The organism is Agrococcus lahaulensis DSM 17612, assembly GCF_000425105.1.
In the GTDB taxonomy this organism is placed as follows: domain Bacteria; phylum Actinomycetota; class Actinomycetes; order Actinomycetales; family Microbacteriaceae; genus Agrococcus; species Agrococcus lahaulensis.
Genome location: NZ_AULD01000005.1, coordinates 294,520 through 313,372 on the forward strand (window position 1 = coordinate 294,520; position 18,853 = coordinate 313,372).

The 18,853-nt window shown below is 73.4% G+C and carries 23 protein-coding genes; 13 read left to right on the forward strand and 10 right to left on the reverse strand.

Translation table 11 applies throughout. The features are described from left to right. The first annotated feature begins 124 nt into the window (after positions 1-124). Positions 125-1,411, forward strand: a complete 1,287-nt coding sequence (locus H508_RS13950; protein WP_051222513.1) for a sensor histidine kinase — start codon at positions 125-127, stop codon at positions 1,409-1,411. 7 nt (positions 1,412-1,418) lie between these two features. Here H508_RS13950 and H508_RS13955 read toward each other — a convergent pair whose 3' ends face one another. Next, the gene (locus H508_RS13955; RefSeq protein WP_084154936.1) at positions 1,419-3,164 is read right to left on the reverse strand and encodes a cell wall-binding repeat-containing protein; all 1,746 of its coding nucleotides are present in this window, start codon (positions 3,162-3,164) and stop codon (positions 1,419-1,421) included. A gap of 32 nt (positions 3,165-3,196) precedes the next feature. Between H508_RS13955 and H508_RS0101900 the strand changes: the two genes are divergently transcribed. After that, positions 3,197-3,919: a response regulator gene (locus tag H508_RS0101900; protein WP_026372810.1), complete on the forward strand. Its 723-nt coding sequence runs from the start codon at positions 3,197-3,199 to the stop codon at positions 3,917-3,919. A gap of 10 nt (positions 3,920-3,929) precedes the next feature. On the opposite strand, the gene H508_RS0101905 is transcribed toward H508_RS0101900, so the two are convergent. Next, positions 3,930-4,274 carry an ArsR/SmtB family transcription factor gene (locus H508_RS0101905; protein ID WP_026372811.1) on the reverse strand — a complete coding sequence of 115 codons (345 nt, stop codon included), beginning with the start codon at positions 4,272-4,274 and terminating at the stop codon, positions 3,930-3,932. 210 nt (positions 4,275-4,484) lie between these two features. Between H508_RS0101905 and H508_RS0101910 the strand changes: the two genes are divergently transcribed. Further along, positions 4,485-4,895, forward strand: a complete 411-nt coding sequence (locus tag H508_RS0101910) for an arsenate reductase ArsC (RefSeq protein ID WP_026372812.1) — start codon at positions 4,485-4,487, stop codon at positions 4,893-4,895. Here H508_RS0101910 and H508_RS0101915 read toward each other — a convergent pair. Further along, complete coding sequence (locus H508_RS0101915; protein WP_026372813.1) at positions 4,887-5,762, reverse strand: DUF72 domain-containing protein; 876 nt, start codon at positions 5,760-5,762, stop codon at positions 4,887-4,889. The genes H508_RS0101910 and H508_RS0101915 overlap by 9 nt on opposite strands. Positions 5,763-5,869: 107 nt before the next feature. On the opposite strand from H508_RS0101915, the gene H508_RS13960 reads away from it, so the two are divergent. From H508_RS13960 to H508_RS13970, 9 genes are all read left to right on the forward strand, one after another. After that, a complete protein-coding gene (locus H508_RS13960) occupies positions 5,870-6,265 on the forward strand; it encodes an ArsR/SmtB family transcription factor (protein WP_156905953.1) in 396 nt (131 codons plus the stop codon). A 40-nt stretch (positions 6,266-6,305) separates the two neighbouring features. Then, the gene (locus tag H508_RS0101925; protein WP_026372814.1) at positions 6,306-6,776 is read left to right on the forward strand and encodes an SRPBCC family protein; all 471 of its coding nucleotides are present in this window, start codon (positions 6,306-6,308) and stop codon (positions 6,774-6,776) included. Next, positions 6,773-7,597 (forward strand): MBL fold metallo-hydrolase, encoded by an 825-nt coding sequence (locus tag H508_RS0101930; protein ID WP_026372815.1) that lies wholly within the window; start codon positions 6,773-6,775, stop codon positions 7,595-7,597. The genes H508_RS0101925 and H508_RS0101930 overlap by 4 nt, the downstream gene beginning before the upstream one ends. A gap of 276 nt (positions 7,598-7,873) precedes the next feature. Next, complete coding sequence (locus tag H508_RS0101935; protein ID WP_026372816.1) at positions 7,874-8,755, forward strand: ABC transporter ATP-binding protein; 882 nt, start codon at positions 7,874-7,876, stop codon at positions 8,753-8,755. Further along, on the forward strand, positions 8,752-9,900 hold the full coding sequence (locus H508_RS13965) for an ABC transporter permease (protein WP_084154938.1): 1,149 nt from the start codon (positions 8,752-8,754) through the stop codon (positions 9,898-9,900). The genes H508_RS0101935 and H508_RS13965 overlap by 4 nt, the downstream gene beginning before the upstream one ends. 231 nt (positions 9,901-10,131) lie before the next feature. Further along, entirely contained in the window at positions 10,132-10,944 is an 813-nt protein-coding gene (gene erm / locus H508_RS0101945; RefSeq protein ID WP_026372817.1) for a 23S ribosomal RNA methyltransferase Erm, read from the forward strand. A 98-nt stretch (positions 10,945-11,042) separates the two neighbouring features. Next, positions 11,043-11,402: a GntR family transcriptional regulator gene (locus tag H508_RS0101950; protein ID WP_026372818.1), complete on the forward strand. Its 360-nt coding sequence runs from the start codon at positions 11,043-11,045 to the stop codon at positions 11,400-11,402. Then, positions 11,399-12,298, forward strand: a complete 900-nt coding sequence (locus H508_RS0101955) for an ABC transporter ATP-binding protein (RefSeq protein WP_026372819.1) — start codon at positions 11,399-11,401, stop codon at positions 12,296-12,298. The genes H508_RS0101950 and H508_RS0101955 overlap by 4 nt, the downstream gene beginning before the upstream one ends. 11 nt (positions 12,299-12,309) lie before the next feature. Continuing rightward, the gene (locus tag H508_RS13970) at positions 12,310-13,050 is read left to right on the forward strand and encodes a hypothetical protein (protein WP_035253622.1); all 741 of its coding nucleotides are present in this window, start codon (positions 12,310-12,312) and stop codon (positions 13,048-13,050) included. Between the two features lie 75 nt (positions 13,051-13,125). Here the strand turns inward: H508_RS13970 and H508_RS0101965 are convergent, their stop codons facing one another. The 4 genes from H508_RS0101965 to H508_RS0101980 all read right to left on the reverse strand — a co-directional run bounded on the left by H508_RS0101965 (position 13,126) and on the right by H508_RS0101980 (position 15,438). After that, on the reverse strand, positions 13,126-13,308 hold the full coding sequence (locus H508_RS0101965) for a hypothetical protein (RefSeq protein WP_021009644.1): 183 nt from the start codon (positions 13,306-13,308) through the stop codon (positions 13,126-13,128). Positions 13,309-13,432: 124 nt separating this feature from the next. Further along, on the reverse strand, positions 13,433-13,714 hold the full coding sequence (locus H508_RS0101970) for a hypothetical protein (protein WP_026372820.1): 282 nt from the start codon (positions 13,712-13,714) through the stop codon (positions 13,433-13,435). A 119-nt stretch (positions 13,715-13,833) separates the two neighbouring features. Then, a complete protein-coding gene (locus tag H508_RS0101975; RefSeq protein WP_026372821.1) occupies positions 13,834-15,183 on the reverse strand; it encodes a cryptochrome/photolyase family protein in 1,350 nt (449 codons plus the stop codon). A 9-nt stretch (positions 15,184-15,192) separates the two neighbouring features. Next, the gene (locus H508_RS0101980; RefSeq protein WP_026372822.1) at positions 15,193-15,438 is read right to left on the reverse strand and encodes a hypothetical protein; all 246 of its coding nucleotides are present in this window, start codon (positions 15,436-15,438) and stop codon (positions 15,193-15,195) included. Positions 15,439-15,572: 134 nt separating this feature from the next. Between H508_RS0101980 and H508_RS0101985 the strand changes: the two genes are divergently transcribed. Continuing rightward, complete coding sequence (locus H508_RS0101985) at positions 15,573-16,631, forward strand: threonine aldolase family protein (protein ID WP_035253875.1); 1,059 nt, start codon at positions 15,573-15,575, stop codon at positions 16,629-16,631. A gap of 69 nt (positions 16,632-16,700) precedes the next feature. On the opposite strand, the gene H508_RS0101990 is transcribed toward H508_RS0101985, so the two are convergent. Genes H508_RS0101990 through H508_RS17765 form a run of 3 tightly spaced genes read right to left on the reverse strand, consistent with a single transcriptional unit; the run spans position 16,701 to position 18,846 of the window. Continuing rightward, positions 16,701-17,342 carry a DUF3618 domain-containing protein gene (locus tag H508_RS0101990; protein ID WP_026372824.1) on the reverse strand — a complete coding sequence of 214 codons (642 nt, stop codon included), beginning with the start codon at positions 17,340-17,342 and terminating at the stop codon, positions 16,701-16,703. Beyond that, the gene (locus H508_RS17760; RefSeq protein ID WP_035253642.1) at positions 17,339-17,758 is read right to left on the reverse strand and encodes a phage holin family protein; all 420 of its coding nucleotides are present in this window, start codon (positions 17,756-17,758) and stop codon (positions 17,339-17,341) included. The genes H508_RS0101990 and H508_RS17760 overlap by 4 nt, the downstream gene beginning before the upstream one ends. A 47-nt stretch (positions 17,759-17,805) precedes the next feature. Next, positions 17,806-18,846: a hypothetical protein gene (locus H508_RS17765; RefSeq protein WP_051222517.1), complete on the reverse strand. Its 1,041-nt coding sequence runs from the start codon at positions 18,844-18,846 to the stop codon at positions 17,806-17,808. Between the last annotated feature and the right edge of the window lie 7 nt (positions 18,847-18,853).

The window sequence follows — 18,853 nt, forward strand, 5'->3', positions numbered from 1 at the left end:
GTACATAGGTGAGCGATAGGTTTCCTCACCTCCTCGCCCTCCCCCGCGCGACGGAGGCCGGCCACCGCTAGCTCCCCTCCCGACGGCTGAGGCGTGCTCCCAGCGGCCGTCCTAGGCTCGACGCATGCCCGTGCGCAAGGCCCCCAACGCGAGCTCGACGCGAGCCGACGCCACCCTCGCCGGAGTGCTCGCCGCCATCGGCTGCCTCATGGTGGCGCTCACCGACATGACCGGCCTCCAGTTCGCGGACATCCCCATCTGGGCGCCGCTCCTCGCGGCCCTGCTGCTGCCCCTGCCCCTCGTGTGGCGGCGGCGCTTCCCCGTGCCGGCCGCCATCGCGCAGATCGTCATCTACGTCGCCGCGGGCGAGTCGGGCGCGATCGAGCTCTATGCCTCGCAGGTCGCCCTGTTCATGGGCTTCTACTCGATCGGCGCGTGGGATCCCGACCGCCGGCGCGCGTTCTGGTCGCGCGTCGTGATCTCGCTGCTCATGGCCGCATGGCTCGCCGCGTCGGCGGTGCGCGGCTTCTTCGACCCCGAGACGGGTGAGCGCGGGGTCTCGGCGTACTTCGCGCTGCTCATGATCCAGGTGGTCGTCAACGCCGCGTACTTCGGCGGCGGCTGGATCTTCGGCGACCGCGCCTGGCGCTCGGCCATCGAGCAGGAGCGGCTCGCCGCCGCGCACGCCGAGATCGAGGCGCAGCAGCAGCAGCTCGCCGACCAGGCCGTCTCGCTCGAGCGCCTGCGCATCGCGCGCGAGCTGCACGACGTCGTCGCCCACCACGTCTCGGCGATGGGCGTGCAGGCCGGCGCCGCGAGGCGCGTGCTCGCGACCGACCAGGAGAAGGCGGCGGATGCGCTCCGGCACGTCGAGGCGTCGGCGCGGGAGGCGATCACCGAGCTGCGCTCGCTCGTCGTCACGCTGCGCTCCGAGGACGACGGCGCCGCCGCTGCACCCGACCTCGACGCGCTGCCCGACCTCGTCGAGGCGGCGCGCACGAGCGGCCAGCGGGTGACGCTCGCGACGATCGGCGAGCCGCGCCGCGTGACCCCCATGGTGGGGCTCACGGCCTTCCGCGTCGTGCAGGAGGCGCTCACGAACGCCCGCAAGCACGCCGGCCCCGTCGCCGAGGTCGACGTGCGCGTGCGCTACCTGCCCGACGAGCTCGAGGTCGAGATCGCCGACGACGGCCACGGCAGCGGTGCGGGCCAGCACGGCGCCGGTGCGGGCGTGCTCGGCATGCGTGAGCGCGTCGCCGCGCTCGGCGGCTCGCTCGAGGTGGGGCCGCGCTCGAGGGGCGGCTGGCTCGTGCGGGCGCGCATCCCCGCGCACGGCGGGGCGGCACGGCCGACCGACGCCGCGACCGATCCCGCCGACGCGGCACCCGCAGCGCCGACGACCACGGTCTGACGAGCGGTCAGGGGCAGCGCGTGTAGCTCGCCGCCGCCGGGCTGAGCGTCGGCAGCCCGCCGAGCACGAGCACGGCATCGGGCTCGGCCCTGATGAGCGCGCTGCGCGTCGCGGCCGGCATGCAGCCGTGCCGCGAGAGCAGGAGCGGAGCGCCGACCGCGCCAGCCGCGGCGGCTCCCGCGAGCGCGTCGGGGAAGCCCGTGCCGCTCGCGAGGTAGGCGGTCTCGACGACGCCGAACTCGCGCGCGAGCTGCGCCGCCGTCGCGAAGCGGTCGGCGCCCGCGTAGCGGTCGACGTCGATGCGCGCACTCGTGAGGCCCGAGGCGATGCCCGCCGAGACCGAGGTCTCGTCGCCGACGACCCCGACCCATCCGACCCCGAGCCGCTCGAGCGCCGCCGCTGTGCCTGCGTCGAGTGCACCGCTGCCGCCGTTGACGAGCAGCACCGGGCCGTCTCGGCGCGCGGCGACGGGACCCGCCGCGAGCGCGTCGGGGAACTTGAGGCCTGTCGCGATGAGGGCGTCGGACGCGGATCCGAACGCGTGCTCGGCGATGAGCCGGCTCGTGTGGAAGCGGTCGGTGCCGCCGAGACGGAGGGTTTCGGGGGCCGTGGGGAGCTCCCGCACGGCCGTCTCGACCGCCGCCGACACCGAGGGCTCGGCGCCGACGATCACGACCTCCGCCGGTCGCAACCGTTGGATCTCGTCGAGCACGATCCGGGGCGCGCTGCCGCGCGGCGTGAGGAGCACCGGGCCGCCCTCGGCCGCCGCGGCTGGACCTGCGGCGAGGCCGTCGGGGAAGCTCTCGCCGCTCGCGAGGTAGACGACGTCCGCGCGGGAGGGGAACGCCCGACGCGAGATCTCGACCGCGGTCGAGTAGCGGTCGGCGCCCGCGATGCGCTGCGCCGTCGGCAACGGCTCGGTCGGGTCGCCGAACCAGTCGGTCCAGATGCGCCAGGTGTTGCGGTTGCGGTAGGCGGAGCACGCGTCGCCCTCGCCGTAGAGGTTCGCGAGCGCCGCAGCGTTCGGCTGGTACGGCGTGTAGTTGTACAGGCCCGCGGTCGCCTGATTGCGGATGAGCACAGGACTCGACCCGCACGCGGCGTTCGGGTGGAAGCGCACCTGGTTCACGACGCCGGCCCTGTGGTTCCAGCGCTCAGGGTGCGCCGCGTACCGCTGGAACTGCCGCGCGCCGTAGTACACCTGGTAGAAGAAGCCGCCGACGGTGGGGTCGCACGGCGCGGTGTCAGGGCAGCCGAATCCGGTCGCCTTCATGTAGTGCACCGCGGTCGGCGCAGCTCGGGTGACGAGCGACTGCTCCTTCTGCAGCAGCACGAGCAGGTAGCGCTGAGAGATGTCGCACGCCTCGCCGACGCGGGCGATGATGCTGGCCGCGGACTCGCTCGCCCTGCCCGGCACCGCGTCGCAGTAGGCGTCAGCGGGCATGGTGGGCGTGCGCTGCGCGTAGGTGTCGAGGCACGTGTAGCCCGCGGTGCATCCGCGGTGCTTCGAGTCGATGAACGCCTGCACCTCGGCGGCGCTCATCGCGAGCCCGTCGTAGAAGCGCTCGTCGGAGATGATGAGCCCCGGGTCGAAGTCGGCCGCGACCGCGGCGCTGGCGCTGCCCTCCGGACCGGGCGACGGGACGACCGTCAGCAGGCCGCCGACGAGCGCGGCGACGAGGCCGGCCACGAGCGTCCGTGATCTTGCGCGCATCCGTCGTCCTCCATCGGGCAGCGGGGTCGTGGTCAGCATACGGGTGCGGATCGCGCCGGTAGCGTTGAGGGGTGACGCGCATCCTGCTGGTGGACGATCAGGCGCTCGTGCGCGGGGGCTTCGAGACGATCCTCTCGTCGGAGCCGGGCTTCGAGGTCGTCGGGCAGGCGAAGGACGGCGCCGAGGGCGTGCGGCTCGCCGCCGAGCTCCAGCCCGACGTCATCTGCATGGACGTGCAGATGCCGGTCATGGACGGCCTCGAGGCGACCCGCGCGATCTGCGCGAGCGACTCGCACGCCGCCGTGCTCATGCTCACGACCTTCGACCGCGAGGACTTCCTCTTCGAGGCGCTCTCGGCGGGCGCCTCCGGGTTCCTGCTCAAGACCGCCGAGCCCGAGCAGCTCATCGACGCGGTGCACGCGCTCGCGCGCGGCGACGCGCTGCTCTCCCCCGAGGTGACGCGGCGCGTGATCGAGCGGTTCGCGGCGACCAGGGTTCCGGTGGCGGATGCGTCGGGCCGCGGTGCCGAGGCCGGCCCGGCCGGTCACGGGGCCGGGAGCGCGACCGAGGTCGACGCATCCGGCGCGCTCACCCCGCTCACCGACCGGGAGCGCGAGACGCTGCTGCTGCTCGCGCGCGGCCGCTCGAACGCCGAGATCGCGAAGGAGCTCTTCGTCGGCGAGGCGACCGTGAAGACGCATGTGTCGAACGTGCTGCTGAAGCTCGGCATCCGCGACCGCATCCACGCCGTCATCTGGGCGTACGAGCACGGGGTGATCGCGCCCCGTGGCTGACTGAGCCGGCTCAGGGGCGCGCGAGGAGTCCCGCGATCTGGTCGAGCGCGCCGGGCGCGAGCCGGTAGTACGCCCACGTGCCGCGCTTCGAGCGGGTGAGGAAGCCGGCGTCGACGAGCACCTTGAGGTGGTGCGAGACGGTCGGTTGCGAGAGGCCGAGCGGCTCGGTGAGGTCGCACACGCACGCCTCGCCGTCGGCGTGCGCCGAGACCATCGACAGCAGGCGCAGCCGCGCGGGGTCGGCGAGCGCCTTGAGCGCGCGCGAGAGCGTCGCCGCGGCGTCGGCGTCCATCACCTCGCGGGTGACGGGCGAGCAGCACGCCTGCAGGTCGGTGATCGGGAGGACGGTCGTCACGCATCCATCGTGGCACATGCATTGACATCCGTCGATGGATGCGACCACAATGCATCGACGATCATCGATGGAAGGAGGTGTGCGATGGACTCCGAGACGCTGTGCGGCGAGCTGGGCTGCCCGCCCGAGCTCGACCAGGACTGCTGCTGAGCCGACCGACCGGCCGCTCCTGCGTGCACCAGGAGCGGCCCCTGCTCGAGAATGGAACCCATGACCGATCCGAAGCCCACCGTCCTGTTCGTCTGCGTCCACAACGCCGGCCGCTCCCAGATGGCCGCGGGCTACCTGCAGCACCTCGCGGGCGGCCGCGTCGAGGTGCGCTCCGCCGGTTCCGCGCCGAAGGACGCGATCAACCCGGTCGCCGTCGAGGCGATGCGCGAGGAGGGCATCGACATAGCCGCGAACCGGCCGAAGGTGCTGACGACGGATGCGGTGCGCGAGTCCGACGTCGTCATCACGATGGGCTGCGGCGACGCGTGCCCGATCTTCCCCGGCAAGCGCTACGAGGACTGGGAGCTCGACGACCCCGCCGGGCAGGCGCTCGAGGCGGTGCGCCCGATCCGCGACGACATCAAGCGGCGCGTCGAGGCGCTGCTCGCGGAGCTCGCGCCCTCAGCCTGACTCGGGCCAGCGCTCGACCCGGCTCGCGAGCGCCACGGCGTCGTGCGGCGCATGGCCGTGGATGTCGTTGTCGAAGTAGGCGTACACGTCGCGCGGCCGGCCGTCGGGCGTCGCCGCACCGCTCGTCCAGCAGCGGATGCGCTCGGCCCAGTCGTCGAGCTCGTCGGGCGTGTAGCCGCTCGCGTAGAGCTCGCGCGACCCGTGCAGGCGGATGTAGACGAAGCCGCTCGTCACCTCGCCGAACGCGGGCCAGCGCCCTGCGGTGTCGGCGACCGCGAGCGCCACGTCGTGCCGTCGCAGCAGCTCGGCCGCCTCAGGGGTCTCGAACGAGCGCGCCCGGGGCTCGAGCACGTGCCGGAGGGGCGCATCCGTCACGTCCTCGAGCCACGCGCGGCCGACCATCCGCTCGTCGTGGCGCCGCGCGATCTCGAGCGCCTCGGTCGTCGAGCGCGGCAGGCCGGCGAAGAACGCCTCGAGCACCTCGGCGTCGAGCTCCTGCCGCTCGGGCAGCTGCCACAGGATCGGGCCGAGCTTCGCGCCGAGCGCGAGCACGCCGGAGGCGAAGAAGTTGGCCATCGCGGTCTCGGCGCTCCGCAGCCGCAGCATGTGGGTGATGAAGCGCGGCCCCTTGACCGCGAAGACGAAGCCCTCCGGCACCGCGTCGCGCCAGCGCTCGTAGCTCGCCGGCCGCTGCAGCGAGTAGAACGAGCCGTTGAGCTCGACGCTCGACATGCGCTCGCCCACGTACTCGAGCTCGCGCCGCTGCACGAGGCCCTTCGGGTAGAAGTCGCCGCGCCAGCTCGCGTAGCGCCAGCCCGAGATGCCGACGCGCGCTCGCCCGGCGGGGGCGCTCGGCGTCGGATCCATGCCGCCACTCTCGCACCCGCACGTCCGGTCGGTCTGAGCGCCCTCTTGACACGGCGGATGCGTCGGCGCACCATGTAAGCAGTTGCTTACGCAGAGGAGGTGGCCGGGTGCCGATCGCCACTGATCCGCTCAGCCGCATCTTCTTCGCGCTCGCCGACCCGACGCGGCGGGCCATGCTCGAGCGGCTCGCCGCCGGGCCGCAGACCGTCGGCGAGCTCGCCGCGCCGTTCGCCGTGAGCCGCCCCGCGATCTCGCAGCACCTCGGGGTGCTCGAGGAGGCGGGGCTCATCGAGCGCACGCGGCAGGGCCAGTGGCGCTCGTGCGCGCTGCGCCCCGAGGGGCTCGACGACGCCGAGGCGTGGGTCGCCGAGCACCGCGCCGCGTGGCAGTCGCGGTTCGACCGCCTCGACGAGGCGCTCGCCGGGCTCACCGGCGGTGCCGACGGCACCCGCCGCACGACGCGCGGCGGCGCGGCCGACCGCCCCGACGCATCCGAAGCCTGAGGCGGACGACCGTCCGCACCCACACCGCAAGGGAGCAGTGATGGACACGAGGAAGCAGTTCACGATCACCCGCGAGTTCGCGGCACCGCGCGAGGCCGTGTGGCGCGCGTGGACCGACCCCGCGATCGCCGCGCAGTGGTGGCACCCGCACGAGGTCGTCACGCCGCCCGAGTCGGTGCGCATCGACCTGCGGGTCGGCGGCACGTACGAGTACCTGATGGTCGCGCCCGACGGGAGCGAGTACCCGACCGGTGGGGAGTACCTCGAGGTCGACGAGCCGTCGCGGCTGCGCTTCTCGTGGGCCGACCCCGGCGACACGGTCGACGAGGCGATGCTCATCACGGTCGACCTCGTCGAGCTCGATGGCGGCCGATGCGAGATGACCTTCCACCTGCAGGGCGTCGACGAGGACCGCGTGAGCTCGGAGAGCGTCTCGCAGGGCTGGGCCGAGGCCTTCGAGGAGCTCGACGACGCGCTCGCGAGCGCCGCGGGGTCAGCGGTGCCGCGATGACGCTCGAGCCCATCGCCGAGGGCGTGCTCGTGCACGAGAGCGCGTGCATCCAGAGCCGGTCGACCGTCGTGCTCGGCGCAACCGGCGCGCTCGTCGTCGACCCCGGCATCACGCGCGCCGAGCTCGCCGCGATCGCGGCCGCGCTGCGCGAGCTCGAGCAGCCCGCGGTCGCCGCGTTCGCGACCCATCCCGATTGGGACCACACGCTCTGGCACGCCGAGCTCGGCGATGCGCCGCGCTACGGCACGGCGGCGTGCGTGGCGGCGATGGCCCAGCTGCGCGGGGGACCCGACTGGCAGGAGGAGCTCGCGCCGTGGCTGCCGCCGGAGTTCGCGGGCGACATCCCGATGGAGCTGCTCGGCCTCATCACCGCGGTGCCGGATGCGTCGACGCACGTCCCGTGGGACGGGCCGGCAGTGCGGATCCTCGAGCACCGCGCGCACGCTGCGGGCCACGCGGCGCTCTTCGTCGAGGAGCGCGGTGTGCTCGTCGCCGGCGACATGGTCTCCGACGTGCTCGTGCCGTTCGTCGACCTCGGCGGGCCGGACCCGATCGAGGACTACCTCGCGGGCCTCGACGTGCTCGAGGGCGTCGCGGATGCGGTCGACGTCATCGTGCCTGGCCACGGCTCGACCGGCGACCAGGCGGAGCTCCGCGCCCGCATCGCGCTCGACCGCGCATACGTGACGGCGCTGCGCGACGGGCGCGAGCCCGACGACCCGCGCATCGGCCCGTCGGCGCCGCTCGAATGGATGACGGATGTCCACCGCGCGCAGACCGACGCCCTCGCGGCGCTCCGCGCCTCACCGCTCGTCGAGTAGCGCGCGCAACGCCCTCCCACCCGCTCGTCGAGTAGCGCGCGCAGCGCGCTCCCACCCGCTCGTCGAGTAGCGCGCGGAGCGCGCGTATCGAGACGGAGCAGATCGGTCTCGATACGCCGCCTTCGGCGGCCACTCGACCAGCGGTGGGGTGCGCAGCTCGACCAGCGGGAGGAGAAGGACGGGGGACACCGCACAGCCCGCTCCCCCGCTCGGCGGAGCACGAAGTCCAGCCGTCGGGGGGAGGTGCGGCGCCGAGCGGCTTCTTAGATTCGAAGCATGCTCTCCATCCGCTCCATCTCCCGCTCGTTCAAGGGGCACCAGGCGCTCAAGGACGTCACCTTCGACGTGCGCGACGGCCTGATGACCGGCTTCGTCGGCGCCAACGGCGCCGGCAAGACGACCGCCATGCGCATCATCCTCGGCGTGCTCTCGCCCGACGCCGGCGAGGTGCTCGTCGACGGCCGCCCCGTCACCGCCGACGACCGCGCCCAGTTCGGCTACATGCCCGAGGAGCGCGGCCTGTACCCCAAGATGAAGGTGCACGAGCAGCTCGTCTACCTCGGTCGCCTCCACGGGGTCTCCTCGGCCCGCGCCGCCGCTCGTGCCGACGAGCTGCTCGAGCAGCTCGGCCTCACCGAGCGCCGCGACGACAAGCTCGAGTCGCTCAGCCTCGGCAACCAGCAGCGGGCGCAGATCGCCGCCGCGCTCGTGCACGAGCCCACGGCGCTCGTGCTCGACGAGCCCTTCTCCGGGCTCGACCCCATGGCGGTCGAGACGACGCTCGGCGTGCTGCGCGACGTCGCCCGCACCGGCGCCCCCGTGCTCTTCTCGAGCCACCAGCTCGACCTCGTCGAGCGCCTGTGCGACTCGCTCGTCATCCTCGCGCACGGCCAGGTGCGCGCCGCCGGCACGCGCGAGCAGATCCGCGCGGCCCACACGCGCCCCGAGTGGCTGCTCGAGACCGACGACGCCGGCTTCGTGCGCGGCATCCCCGGCATCGAGGTCATCGACTTCGACGGCGGGCACGTGCGCTTCGCCGCCGACTCCGACGCGCACGCCGACCGCGTGCTCCGCGAGGCGCTCGAGCGCGGCACCGTCCGCAGCTTCGCCCCCTCCATCCGCCCGCTGACCGAGATCTTCCAGGAGGTCGTCCGATGACCACCACCGCCCCGAGCCGACCGGGCCCCTCGGGCCGCGCCGACGCATCCGTCGCCAACGACCGCGGGCGCACGCGCTTCGCGCAGGCGGCGGGCATCGTCGCCCAGCGCGAGATCATGATGCAGCTGCGCTCGAAGGCCTTCATCATCTCGACGCTCATCACGCTCGCGCTCGTGTTCGGCGCGGTGCTCTTCTCGTCGTTCGGCCCGGCGCTGTTCGACGAGGACACCGAGGTCGCCACCACGTCCGAGATCGCGCCGACGCTCGAGGCCATCGACGGCCTCGCGGTCGTGCCGACGGACGACGCGGATGCGGTGCGCGACGCCGTGCGCGACGGCTCGGTCGACGCGGGCGTCATCGCGGGCGACGGCCCGTCGGGCCTCACCGTCGTGGGCGACCGCGAGGCCGACAGCGGCCTCATCCAGCTGCTGAGCGTCACGCCCGACGTCGAGCTGCTCGACCCGAACGCGCCCGACCCGTTGCTCACGTACTTCATCGGCCTCGCGTTCGGCCTCGTGTTCTTCATGTCGGCGATGACGTTCGGCCAGACGATCGCGCAGTCGGTCGTCGAGGAGAAGCAGTCGCGCATCGTCGAGATCATGCTCGCGACCGTGCCGGCTCGCGCGATCCTCGCAGGCAAGGTGATCGGCAACTCGGTGCTCGCGTTCGGGCAGATCGCGCTCATCGCGGCCGTCACGCTCATCGGCGGCGCGCTCACCGGCTCGCAGCTGCTGCTCGACGGCCTCGGCATGCCGATCGTCTGGTTCGTGGTGCTCTTCACCGTCGGCTTCATCATGCTCGCGGCGCTCTACGCGGCGGCGGCGGCGCTCGTCTCGCGCGCCGAGGACCTCGGCTCGGCCACGAGCCCGCTCATCTTCCTCGTGATGATCCCGTACTTCCTCGTGATCGTCTTCAACAACAACCCGCTCGCGCTGCAGATCATGTCGTACGTGCCGTTCTCGGCGCCGGTGGCCGTGCCGATGCGCGTCTACCTGCAGACGACCGAGTGGTGGGAGCCCTACCTCTCGCTCGGCGTGCTCGTGCTCTTCACGGTGCTCGTGATCGGGGTCGCCGCGCGCATCTACGAGCGGTCGCTGCTGAAGACCGGCTCGATGGTGAAGTGGCGGGACGCCCTCAAGGCGTAGGCCTCCCCACGCACGACAGCGCAAGCCCGCACGCGACCCCGCGTGCGGGCTTGCGTCGTGCCCGGGACAGGTGTTTAGAGTGGCCACATGGGCATGATCTCCAGCATCCGGATGCGCCGCCGCTGACGGCGAGCTGCTCCGGATCCCGCTGAACACTCGCAGCTCGCCGCTCTCCGACCGCCGGTGCGGCTCGTTCAGGCTGCCCGGCTCCCGCAGAGTGGAGCACTCCCCATGTCCCGACGGACACCGTCGCGCGCGACCTCGCGCGCACCCCTGCACGTCCCCGGCCGGCACGAGCTCGGCCAGAGCTTCCTCGTCGACCGCCGCGCGGTGGCCGACGTCGTCGACCGGGTCGCGGCGACGCGCGGCCCGATCCTCGAGATCGGCGCGGGCGATGGCGCGCTGACGCTGCCGCTCGCGCGCCTCGGTCGCCCCATCCGCGCGCTCGAGCTCGACGCGCGCCGCGCCGCCCGGCTCGACGCCCGCACGCCCGGCCACGTGCGCGTCGAGCACGCCGACGCCCTCGCGCACCGCTTCGACGCGCATCCGCACGTCGTCGTCTCGAACCTGCCGTTCCACATCACGACCGCGCTGCTGCGGCGGCTGCTCGCGGCGCCGGGGTGGACGGATGCGGTGCTCATCGCGCAGTGGGAGGTCGCCCGGCGCCGTGCTGGCGTGGGCGGCGCGACGCAGCTCACCGCCCAGGCGGCCCCGTGGTTCGAGTTCTCGCTCGGCCGGCGCATCCCGCGCTCGGCGTTCCGGCCGATGCCGCAGGTCGACGCCGGGCTCTTCGCGGTGCAGCGCCGTGCCGAACCCCTCGTCCACCCCGCCGATCGCCGGCAGTACGCCGCGATGGTCGCGCGCGTCTTCGCGAGCCCCGGGGCCGGTCTCGCCGCGAACCTCCCCGCGGCGGGCGTCCTGCCGCGCGCGGCCGCGAAGCGCTGGCTGCGGGAGCGTTCCCGCGCCGGCGCCCTGCCTCGAGATCTCAAGCCGGAGGACTGGGCCGAGCTGTGGCTCGCCCACCGCCGGATCCTCGAACCGTGACTCGTGCTTGACAGCCCGCCGGTTCGGTGGTTCATTGGTCGAGTAATGAACCCATGGAGTGCGATGCGCAGCGCTCTCCCGACCACTAGGAGGCAGGCGTGCTCGATGACAGCAAGCCGCTCTTCGTCGCGGTAGCGGAGCAGATTGAGGACGGCATCCTCGACGGCAGCTACCCGGAGGACGCGGCGGTGCCCTCGACCAACGAGCTCGCCGCCTTCCTCCGCATCAACCCCGCGACCGCCGGCAAGGGCCTCGGCCTCCTCGTCGACGCGGGTGTGCTCATCAAGAGGAGAGGGATCGGCATGTTCGTCGCCCCCGGCGCCCGAGCGGCGCTCCGCGAGCGCCGGAAGCTCGCATTCGAAGACCAGTTCATCGCACCCCTGCTTCGCGAGGCAGCAGCCCTGGGCATCGGCCCGGAGGAGCTCGCGAACATGATCACGAAGGAAGTCGCACGATGACCGCCATCGTCACCACCGACCTCGCCAAGCGCTACGCCGAGGTCAACGCCCTCGACGGCGTGACGCTCGCCCTCGAGGAGCACCGCATCCACGGCCTCCTCGGCCGCAACGGCGCCGGCAAGACCACGCTCATGAAGCTGCTCACCGGCCAGGTGTTCGCCTCGAGCGGCTCGATGGAGGTGCTCGGCGGCAACCCGGTCGAGAACGTCGACGTGCTCTCGCAGACGGCGTTCATCCAGGAGAGCCAGAAGTACCCCGACACCTTCCGGCCGATCGACGTGCTCCGCATCGCGGCGGGCGCCTACCCCAAGTGGGACCAGGCCTACGCCGACCGGCTCGTCGAGCGGTTCCAGCTGCCGACGAAGCGCCTCATCAAGAAGCTCTCGCGCGGCCAGCTCTCGGGCATCGGCATCGTCGTCGGGCTCGCGTCGCGAGCGCCGCTGACGTTCTTCGACGAGCCCTACCTCGGCCTCGACGCCGTCGCGCGCCGCATGTTCTACGACGAGCTGCTGCACGACTTCGCCGAGCACCCGCGCACGGTCGTGCTCTCGACGCACCACATCGACGAGGTCGCGAACCTGCTCGAGCACGTCGTGATCCTCGACCAGGGCAAGGTGCTCCTCGACGCCGACACCGACGAGCTGCACGACGCGGCGCTCACCGTCTCGGGCCGAGCGGACGACGTGGATGCGTTCCTCGCCGGCCGCGAGCCGCTCGAGCACACCCGGCTCGGCTCCCTCGCGACCGCGACGCTCGCCGCGCGCGACGGCGACGAGCGCGCCGCGCGCGAGGCGGGTCTCGACATCTCGCCCGTCTCCCTCCAGGCGCTGTTCGTGCACCTCACGACCGCCAACGCATCCGCCACCGACCCCGCGACCCCGGTCGCGACTGCTTGAGAGGAGTGACCGTGCGCATCCGCAACGTCATCCAGCTCCACACCGTCAACCGCATGCAGGCCTTCGGCTGGCCGCTGCTGATCATGCTCGTGTCGCTCGCGATCGTGCTCGTGATCGGCGGACTCGTGATCAACGTCGCGACCTCCCAGGGCGCGGAGTCGCTCACCGAGGCCCGGCAGGGCATGAACACCGGCATGATGTTCAACGGCGCGATCTTCGCGCTGCTCGGGCCGCTCATCGGCTTCGGCTTCACCGCGATGGGGCAGTACTTCCCGCTCGCGCTCGGCCTGGGCCTCACGCGGCGCGAGTTCGCCACCGGCACCGTGCTCGTGTTCGTCTTCAACGCCGCCTTCTACGCCGTCATCGTCACGGTCGGCAAGGTCATCGAGGTCGCGACCGGCGGCTACGGGCTCGGCGTGCGCTTCTTCGACGTCGTCTACACCGGCGTCGGCGAGTGGTGGCAGACACTCATCCAGACCTTCATCCTCATCCTGGGCGTCGCGCTCGTCGGTGCGGCGATCACCACCGCCTTCCACCGCTGGGGCCAGCCGTTCCTCTGGGTCTTCTGGATCGCGCTCGCCGTCGTCGTCGTCGGGGTCCTCGCCGGTGCGCTGCTCTCGGAGGGCTTCCGCCGCCTCGTCGTCGACGTCGCCGCGATGGGCTGGGTGCCATGGATGGTCGTGGCCGCCGGCATCGGTGCCATCGGCGGCGCGATCTGGCTCGCGCTCGTGCGACGGGCGCAGGCTCGGTAGCAGCAGCCTCGGGGCGCAGCGAGAGGGCCCGCCCGCGAGTCGACTCCGACTCGTGGGCGGGCCCTCTTCGCGACTTCAGCCGAGCGGGTCCGCCTGCTGCGGGAGGCCGCCGGGCGGCTGCTCGCCGGCATCGAGGTGCCGCGTCGTGCCGGGCACATCGGCGTCGCCCTTCGGCTCGATCCCCTCGCCCACCGGAGGGATGGCGTGGGCCTCCTCCGGGATCGCGGTCATCGAGCCCGTCTGGGGCGCGTCCGTCATCTGGAACTCCTTCCAGCTGCGCGGGCGGCACCGGCTGGCGCCGCTGGTTCCGCATCCGACAGTCTCGTACCCCAACCTGGTGGGCGACTGTGGAGCGCTCCAGAGGTTCCGCCGACTCCGTCCGTCAGGGCTGCGCGACCGCGCCGTCGTCGCTCGCGCCGTCCTGCACCACCTGGCCGGCGCCGCCGAGCTCCGGCCCCGTCGCGCCCTCGGCGGGAGCGCCGGAACCCGCGAGCGGGTCGTCGCTCCCGCCACTCACCGGGCGCTCGGCGCCGGTGGGCGAGCTCCCGTCGAGCGCCTCGTCGAGCGCGTCCTGCGACTCGGCCGCGACCTGCTGCTCCCCGCCGTCGTGCTCCGCGCCGGTCGTGCCGCCGGGCTGCAGTCCGTCATCCGTCGCATCCGTCATCGGGATCTCCCTCGCTCCGAGCGGGCGACGCCGGGCGGCACCGCTGCCTCCGCTCCCACGAGTCTCGCCCTCGCACCTGGGCCGCGACTGTGCGGGCGGCGCGCGCTGCCGCTCGCGCGTCACCCCGAGACGGCCGCGAGTCGGTCGAGCGCCTCGCGCCGCTCGGCGGCGTGGTCGACGATGCGCTCCGGGTAGCCGTGCGCGAGGCCGTCCGGCACCTTCCACGGCTCGTGCACCGCGGCACCGGGGATGTGGCGCAGCTCCGGCACCCAGCGGCGCACGTAGTCGCCGTCCGGGTCGTAGCGCTGGCCCTGCAACACGGGGTTGAAGACGCGGAAGTACGGCGCCGCGTCGGTGCCCGTACCGGCCGTCCACTGCCAGCCGTGGCTGTTCGAGGCGAGGTCGCCGTCGGCGAGGTGCTCGAGGAAGAAGCGCGCGCCGTAGGGCCACCACACGTGCAGGTCCTTCGTCAGGAAGCTCGCGGTCACCATCCGCACCCGGTTGTGCATCCATCCCTCGGCGAGCAGCTGCCGCATGCCGGCGTCGACGAACGGGAAGCCCGTGCGCCCCGCGCACCACGCCCCGAAGAGCGGGCCCGGCTCGTCGTAGGCGATGCCGCGCAGCTGCGCGCCGAGGTCGCGCCAGGCGGAGCCCGGATGGTGGAGCAGCACGTCGGCGTAGAACTCGCGCCAGGCGAGCTCGGCCTGGAAGCGCTTGAGGGAGCGCTGCGCCGCCCTGCTGCGGCGCGGCGCGACCGCGTCGAGGTCGGCGAGCAGCGTGCGCGGGTGCACGGTGCCGAGCTTGAGCGCGATCGAGAGCCGCGAGGTGCCGTCGAGGTCGGGCCGGTCGCGCGCGGCGTCGTAGTCGTCGATCGGCCCGTCGAGGAACGTCGCCCAGCGCTCGAGCGCGCCCTCCTCGCTCGCCCACGAGAGCTCGGCGCTCGTCTCGGGCGGCTCGGGCAGCGGCTCCCCCTCGACGTGCCGCACCCAGCTCGGGCTCGGCCGCTCGGCGGGCGCGCGCCAGCCGTGCTCGAGCCACGCCCGGGAGAAGGGCGTGAACACGCGGAACGGCGAGCCGTCGCCCTTCCGCACCCGCCCGGGCGACACGGCGTAGGGCGATCCGGTCGCGACGAGCGGCACGTCGAGCGCCGCCTCGACGCGCGCGTCGCGCCGCCGCCCGTACGGGGTCGACTCGCTCGAGACGTGCACCGCATCCGCCCCTGCCTCGCGCACGAGGGAGGGGATGACCTCCTCGGGCCGCCCGGATCGCACCACGAGCGCGCCGTCGGTCGCCTCGAGCAGCGCGCGGAGCGCCGTGCGGAGCGCCGCGGCGCGGGCGGCGCCCGCGCCCGCGAACGCCGGGTCGGCGACGAAGACCGGCAGCACCTCGCCCGCGGCGGCCGCGGCGACGAGCGCGGGGTGGTCGCGCACGCGCAGGTCGCGGCGGAACCAGACGACCTGGGCGGCCATCGTCAGCGGCTACGAGTCGCTCGGCGTCAGCTCGCCGTCGTCGCTCTCGCGCTCCATGCCGCCGCGCTCGCCGCCCGCACCCTGCTCCTCGGCGGCGTCCTCCGCCGCCGTGCCGTGCATGGAGTCCGCGACCTGCGCCCGCCCGTGCGGCTCGTCGGCCTCGCCGGCCGGCCACTCGGCGGCGCCGAGGCTCGCGTCGCTCGCGGCGGGGTCGACGGCCTCGACGCCGTCTCCGGGTTGCGTGGTGTCGGGCATCCGTCCTCCGATCCTCGAGCGGCGCCGCGGCGCCGCGTGTGTCGAGCAGTCTTCCCGCCGCGGCTGGGACGGCACTGGACGTCTCGCGCGGCGATGCTCGCGCATCCGGATACTGCGAGGATGGATGCGTGCAGATGCTCCACGACGCTGACCTCCGCGGCTTCGCCTCCGACAACTACTCCGGCGTGCATCCCGAGGTGCTGGACGCGATCGCGGCAGCGAACGGCGGCCACCAGACCGCCTACGGCGCCGATGCCTTCACCGCGCGCCTGCAGGAGGTCGTGCGCGAGCACTTCGGCGAGGCGGCCGAGGCGTTCCCCGTCTTCAACGGCACGGGCGCGAACGTGCTCGCGCTGCAGGCGCTCCTGCCCCGCTGGGGCGCGGTCGTCTCGGCGAAGACGGCCCACATCAACGTCGACGAGGGCGGCGCGCCCGAGCGGGTCGGCGGCATCAAGCTGCTCACCGTGCCGACGCCCGATGGCAAGCTGACCCCCGAGCTCATCGACCTCGAGGCGTGGGGCTGGGGCGACGAGCACCGCGCGCAGCCGCTCGCGGTCTCGATCACGCAGTCGACCGAGCTCGGCACGCTCTACACGGCCGACGAGATCCGCGCGATCGCCGATCACGTGCACGCGCGCGGCATGCTCCTGCACATGGACGGCGCCCGGCTCGCGAACGCCGCGGTCGCGCTCGACACGCCGCTGCGGGCGTTCACGACCGACGCGGGCGTCGACATCCTCTCGCTCGGCGGCACGAAGAACGGCGCGATGGGGGCCGAGGCGGTCGTCGTGCTCTCGGCGCGCGCGAGCGAGCAGCGCGTCGGCGAGGCGCTCGTCTACCTGCGCAAGCTCAACATGCAGCTCGCCTCGAAGATGCGCTTCATCTCGGCGCAGCTCGTCGCGCTCTACGACGGCGACCTGTGGCGGCGCAACGCCGAGCACGCGAACGCGATGGCCGCGCGGCTCCGCGCCGCGGTCGAGGACGTGCCGGGCGTCTCGTTCGCCTACCCGACGCAGTCGAACGGCGTCTTCGCCCGGCTGCCCGAGGGCGTCGCCGACCGGGTGCGCGAGCGCTTCTTCTTCTACGACTGGGACCGCGCCGCCCGCGAGGTGCGCTGGATGTGCACGTGGGACACGACCGAGGACGACGTGGATGCGCTCGCTCGCGCCGTGCGGGAGGCCGCGGGCGCGTAAGCGCACCGCGGGCAGACGGCTCGAGGCCCCGGCGGTGCTCCGCCGGGGCCTCGGTCCGTCGTCCGCGACTCAGGAGCCGGACTGGCCCTGCACGCGGTCGCGCGCCTGCTCCGCGTCGGACTTCACGTCGCCCGCGGCGCCCTGCGCCTCGTCCTTGACGTGCTCCCCGGCGCTCTGCGCGGTCTCCTTGAGGTTCTGCGCCGCCTCCTGGGCGGGCTCCTTGAGGTTGTCGGCAGCCTCCTTGGCGACGTCCTTCGCGCCCTCCATGAGCGGCTCCGCGCCCTCCTTCACCTTCTGGGCGGCCTGCTTCTCCGGCTCGCTCGCGGGGATGAGGGAGGCGATGAGCGCGCCGACGCCGAAGGCGATGAGGCCGACGGCGAGGGGGTTACCCTTCGCCTTCCGCACGGCCATGTCGGCGCCGTGGCGGACGCTGTCGCCGGCGTTCGAGACCGTGCCGCGCACGTTCTCGCCCATGTGGCCGACCGCTCCGCGGACGTCGTGGCCGGCCTGGCCGACGACGCCGTGGTCGCTGCTGTCATCAGAGCCGAACAGTCGCTCCTTCACGGCGTTCACCTTGCCCTTCACTCGCTCGGTCTCCCGGCCGACGATGCCGCTCGGCGACACCTTCTCGGCCAGCGCGTCGACGTCCCCGCTCACGCTCTCGCGCGTGCGATCAATCCGCGCGCGGATCTCCTCGGGTGTCTCGGTCATCGGTTCTCCTCCTTGGTGTGCAGTGCGTCTGGGATGTGCTTGACGGAGTCGACCGTCTCGGGCATGGGCTCGACCTCCTTGAGGGCCTTGCGACCCATGACGTAGAGGACCGCCGCGACGATCGCCCACAGGACGCCGACGATGAGGGCTCCCCAGCCGAGGTGGTCGAGGAGGTCACCGAGCACGAACATGAGCGCGAGGGACAGGAACAGGACGAGCAGGTGGCCCGCGTACCCGGCACCGCCGAGCATGCCCGCGCCCTTGCCGAGGCGCTTCGCCTGCTCCGTGCCCTCTGCCTTCGCGAGCGCGATCTCGTCGCGCATGAGCTGCGACATGTCGCGCATGAGGTCGCCGACGATGTCGCCGACCGACTGGGTCGCCGCACGCTCCTCGGCGGGAGTGTCCGCGGCGATCACCGCGGGATCCTCCGGCGAGTGGCGCCCGGTGGGGTTGTACTCGGTGCTCACAGCCCGCGCTCCCCCCGCGTGCCGGGCTGGCGGTCGGCGGGGCTGCCCGACTCGTCGCTGCCCGGGTAGGCCGTGTCGGCGTCGTAGCCGCCGATGGCCGGGTCGGTGCCGCTCGTCTGCGCGTTGGTCGCGGCCTGACCGGAGCCGTACGTGCCCGTCGCGGCGGAGCCCTGCACGCCGGCGCCCGCGGTGCCGGTCGTGTAGTCGGCCGTGCTGTAGCCCGACGAGCCGGTGCCGGTCGTGCCGTAGCCCGTGGTGCCGGTGCCCGTCGTGCCGTAGCCCGTCGTGCCGGTGGTGTCGTAGGCGCCGTAGGCGCCGGAGGGCGTCGTCCCGTACGAGCCCGCGCCGTAGGAGCCGCTCGAGCTCTGGCTCTCGCGCTCCGCCTTCGCCTGGCCGATCATGCCGGCCGTGAGGCGGCCGACGACGAGGCCGGCGACGCCGGCGATCGCGATGAAGGTGCCGGGGCGACGGCGCGCGAACGACTTGACCTCGTCGAGCAGGTCGCTCGGCTCGCGGTCCTCGAGCCAGCGGCCCGCCGACTCCACGCGGTCGCCGATCTCGGTCACGAGCTGCGCGGCGAAGCCCTCGCCGCCGCCCGAGCCGTCGACCATGCCGCGCAGGTCGCTCGCGAAGGTGCTGATGCCCTCGGCCGCGCGCTGCTGCTGCGCCTTCGTCTGCGACGACGCCTCGTGCATCGCCTGGTCGAGCAGTCGCTTGCCCTGGGTCTTCGCCTCCGAGGCGACGTTGTGGGCCTCCTCCTTCGCGGTGCCCGCGACGCGCCGACCGGCGTCCTTCGCGGTGCCGCCGAGCTTCGCGGCCTCCTCCTTCGCGGCGTCGGCCTTGCCGCCGCCGTTCGAGCCGCTGCTGCCGGAGCCGCTGCTGCCGCTGCCTGCCGCGTGGGCACCGCTCGTGGTGCCGCTCGTCGCACTGCTGGTTCCGCCGGCGCTCGTCTGGCCGGGCATGCCGGCTCCCGACGCTGCTCCGCCGACCGTGGTCCGGTCCTCCGTGGGGCCGCCGGGCTGCTGCACGTTCGTCATCGTCCGT

What these genes read in the sequence shown, in the direction of transcription:
- H508_RS0101910 (WP_026372812.1), top strand. Translation starts at nt 4,485, where the DNA reads ATGACCGATCCGAAGCCCACCGTCCTGTTCGTCTGCGTCCACAACGCC.
- H508_RS13950 (WP_051222513.1), top strand. Translation starts at nt 125, where the DNA reads ATGCCCGTGCGCAAGGCCCCCAACGCGAGCTCGACGCGAGCCGACGCC.
- H508_RS13965 (WP_084154938.1), top strand. Translation starts at nt 8,752, where the DNA reads ATGACCACCACCGCCCCGAGCCGACCGGGCCCCTCGGGCCGCGCCGAC.
- H508_RS0101955 (WP_026372819.1), top strand. Translation starts at nt 11,399, where the DNA reads ATGACCGCCATCGTCACCACCGACCTCGCCAAGCGCTACGCCGAGGTC.
- H508_RS0101925 (WP_026372814.1), top strand. Translation starts at nt 6,306, where the DNA reads ATGGACACGAGGAAGCAGTTCACGATCACCCGCGAGTTCGCGGCACCG.
- H508_RS13955 (WP_084154936.1), bottom strand. Translation starts at nt 3,164, where the DNA reads ATGCTGACCACGACCCCGCTGCCCGATGGAGGACGACGGATGCGCGCA.
- H508_RS0101985 (WP_035253875.1), top strand. Translation starts at nt 15,573, where the DNA reads ATGCTCCACGACGCTGACCTCCGCGGCTTCGCCTCCGACAACTACTCC.
- H508_RS0101965 (WP_021009644.1), bottom strand. Translation starts at nt 13,308, where the DNA reads ATGACGGACGCGCCCCAGACGGGCTCGATGACCGCGATCCCGGAGGAG.
- erm (WP_026372817.1), top strand. Translation starts at nt 10,132, where the DNA reads ATGTCCCGACGGACACCGTCGCGCGCGACCTCGCGCGCACCCCTGCAC.
- H508_RS0101935 (WP_026372816.1), top strand. Translation starts at nt 7,874, where the DNA reads ATGCTCTCCATCCGCTCCATCTCCCGCTCGTTCAAGGGGCACCAGGCG.
- H508_RS0101915 (WP_026372813.1), bottom strand. Translation starts at nt 5,762, where the DNA reads ATGGATCCGACGCCGAGCGCCCCCGCCGGGCGAGCGCGCGTCGGCATC.
- H508_RS0101990 (WP_026372824.1), bottom strand. Translation starts at nt 17,342, where the DNA reads ATGACCGAGACACCCGAGGAGATCCGCGCGCGGATTGATCGCACGCGC.
- H508_RS17765 (WP_051222517.1), bottom strand. Translation starts at nt 18,846, where the DNA reads ATGACGAACGTGCAGCAGCCCGGCGGCCCCACGGAGGACCGGACCACG.
- H508_RS0101930 (WP_026372815.1), top strand. Translation starts at nt 6,773, where the DNA reads ATGACGCTCGAGCCCATCGCCGAGGGCGTGCTCGTGCACGAGAGCGCG.
- H508_RS0101970 (WP_026372820.1), bottom strand. Translation starts at nt 13,714, where the DNA reads ATGACGGATGCGACGGATGACGGACTGCAGCCCGGCGGCACGACCGGC.
- H508_RS0101975 (WP_026372821.1), bottom strand. Translation starts at nt 15,183, where the DNA reads ATGGCCGCCCAGGTCGTCTGGTTCCGCCGCGACCTGCGCGTGCGCGAC.
- H508_RS0101980 (WP_026372822.1), bottom strand. Translation starts at nt 15,438, where the DNA reads ATGCCCGACACCACGCAACCCGGAGACGGCGTCGAGGCCGTCGACCCC.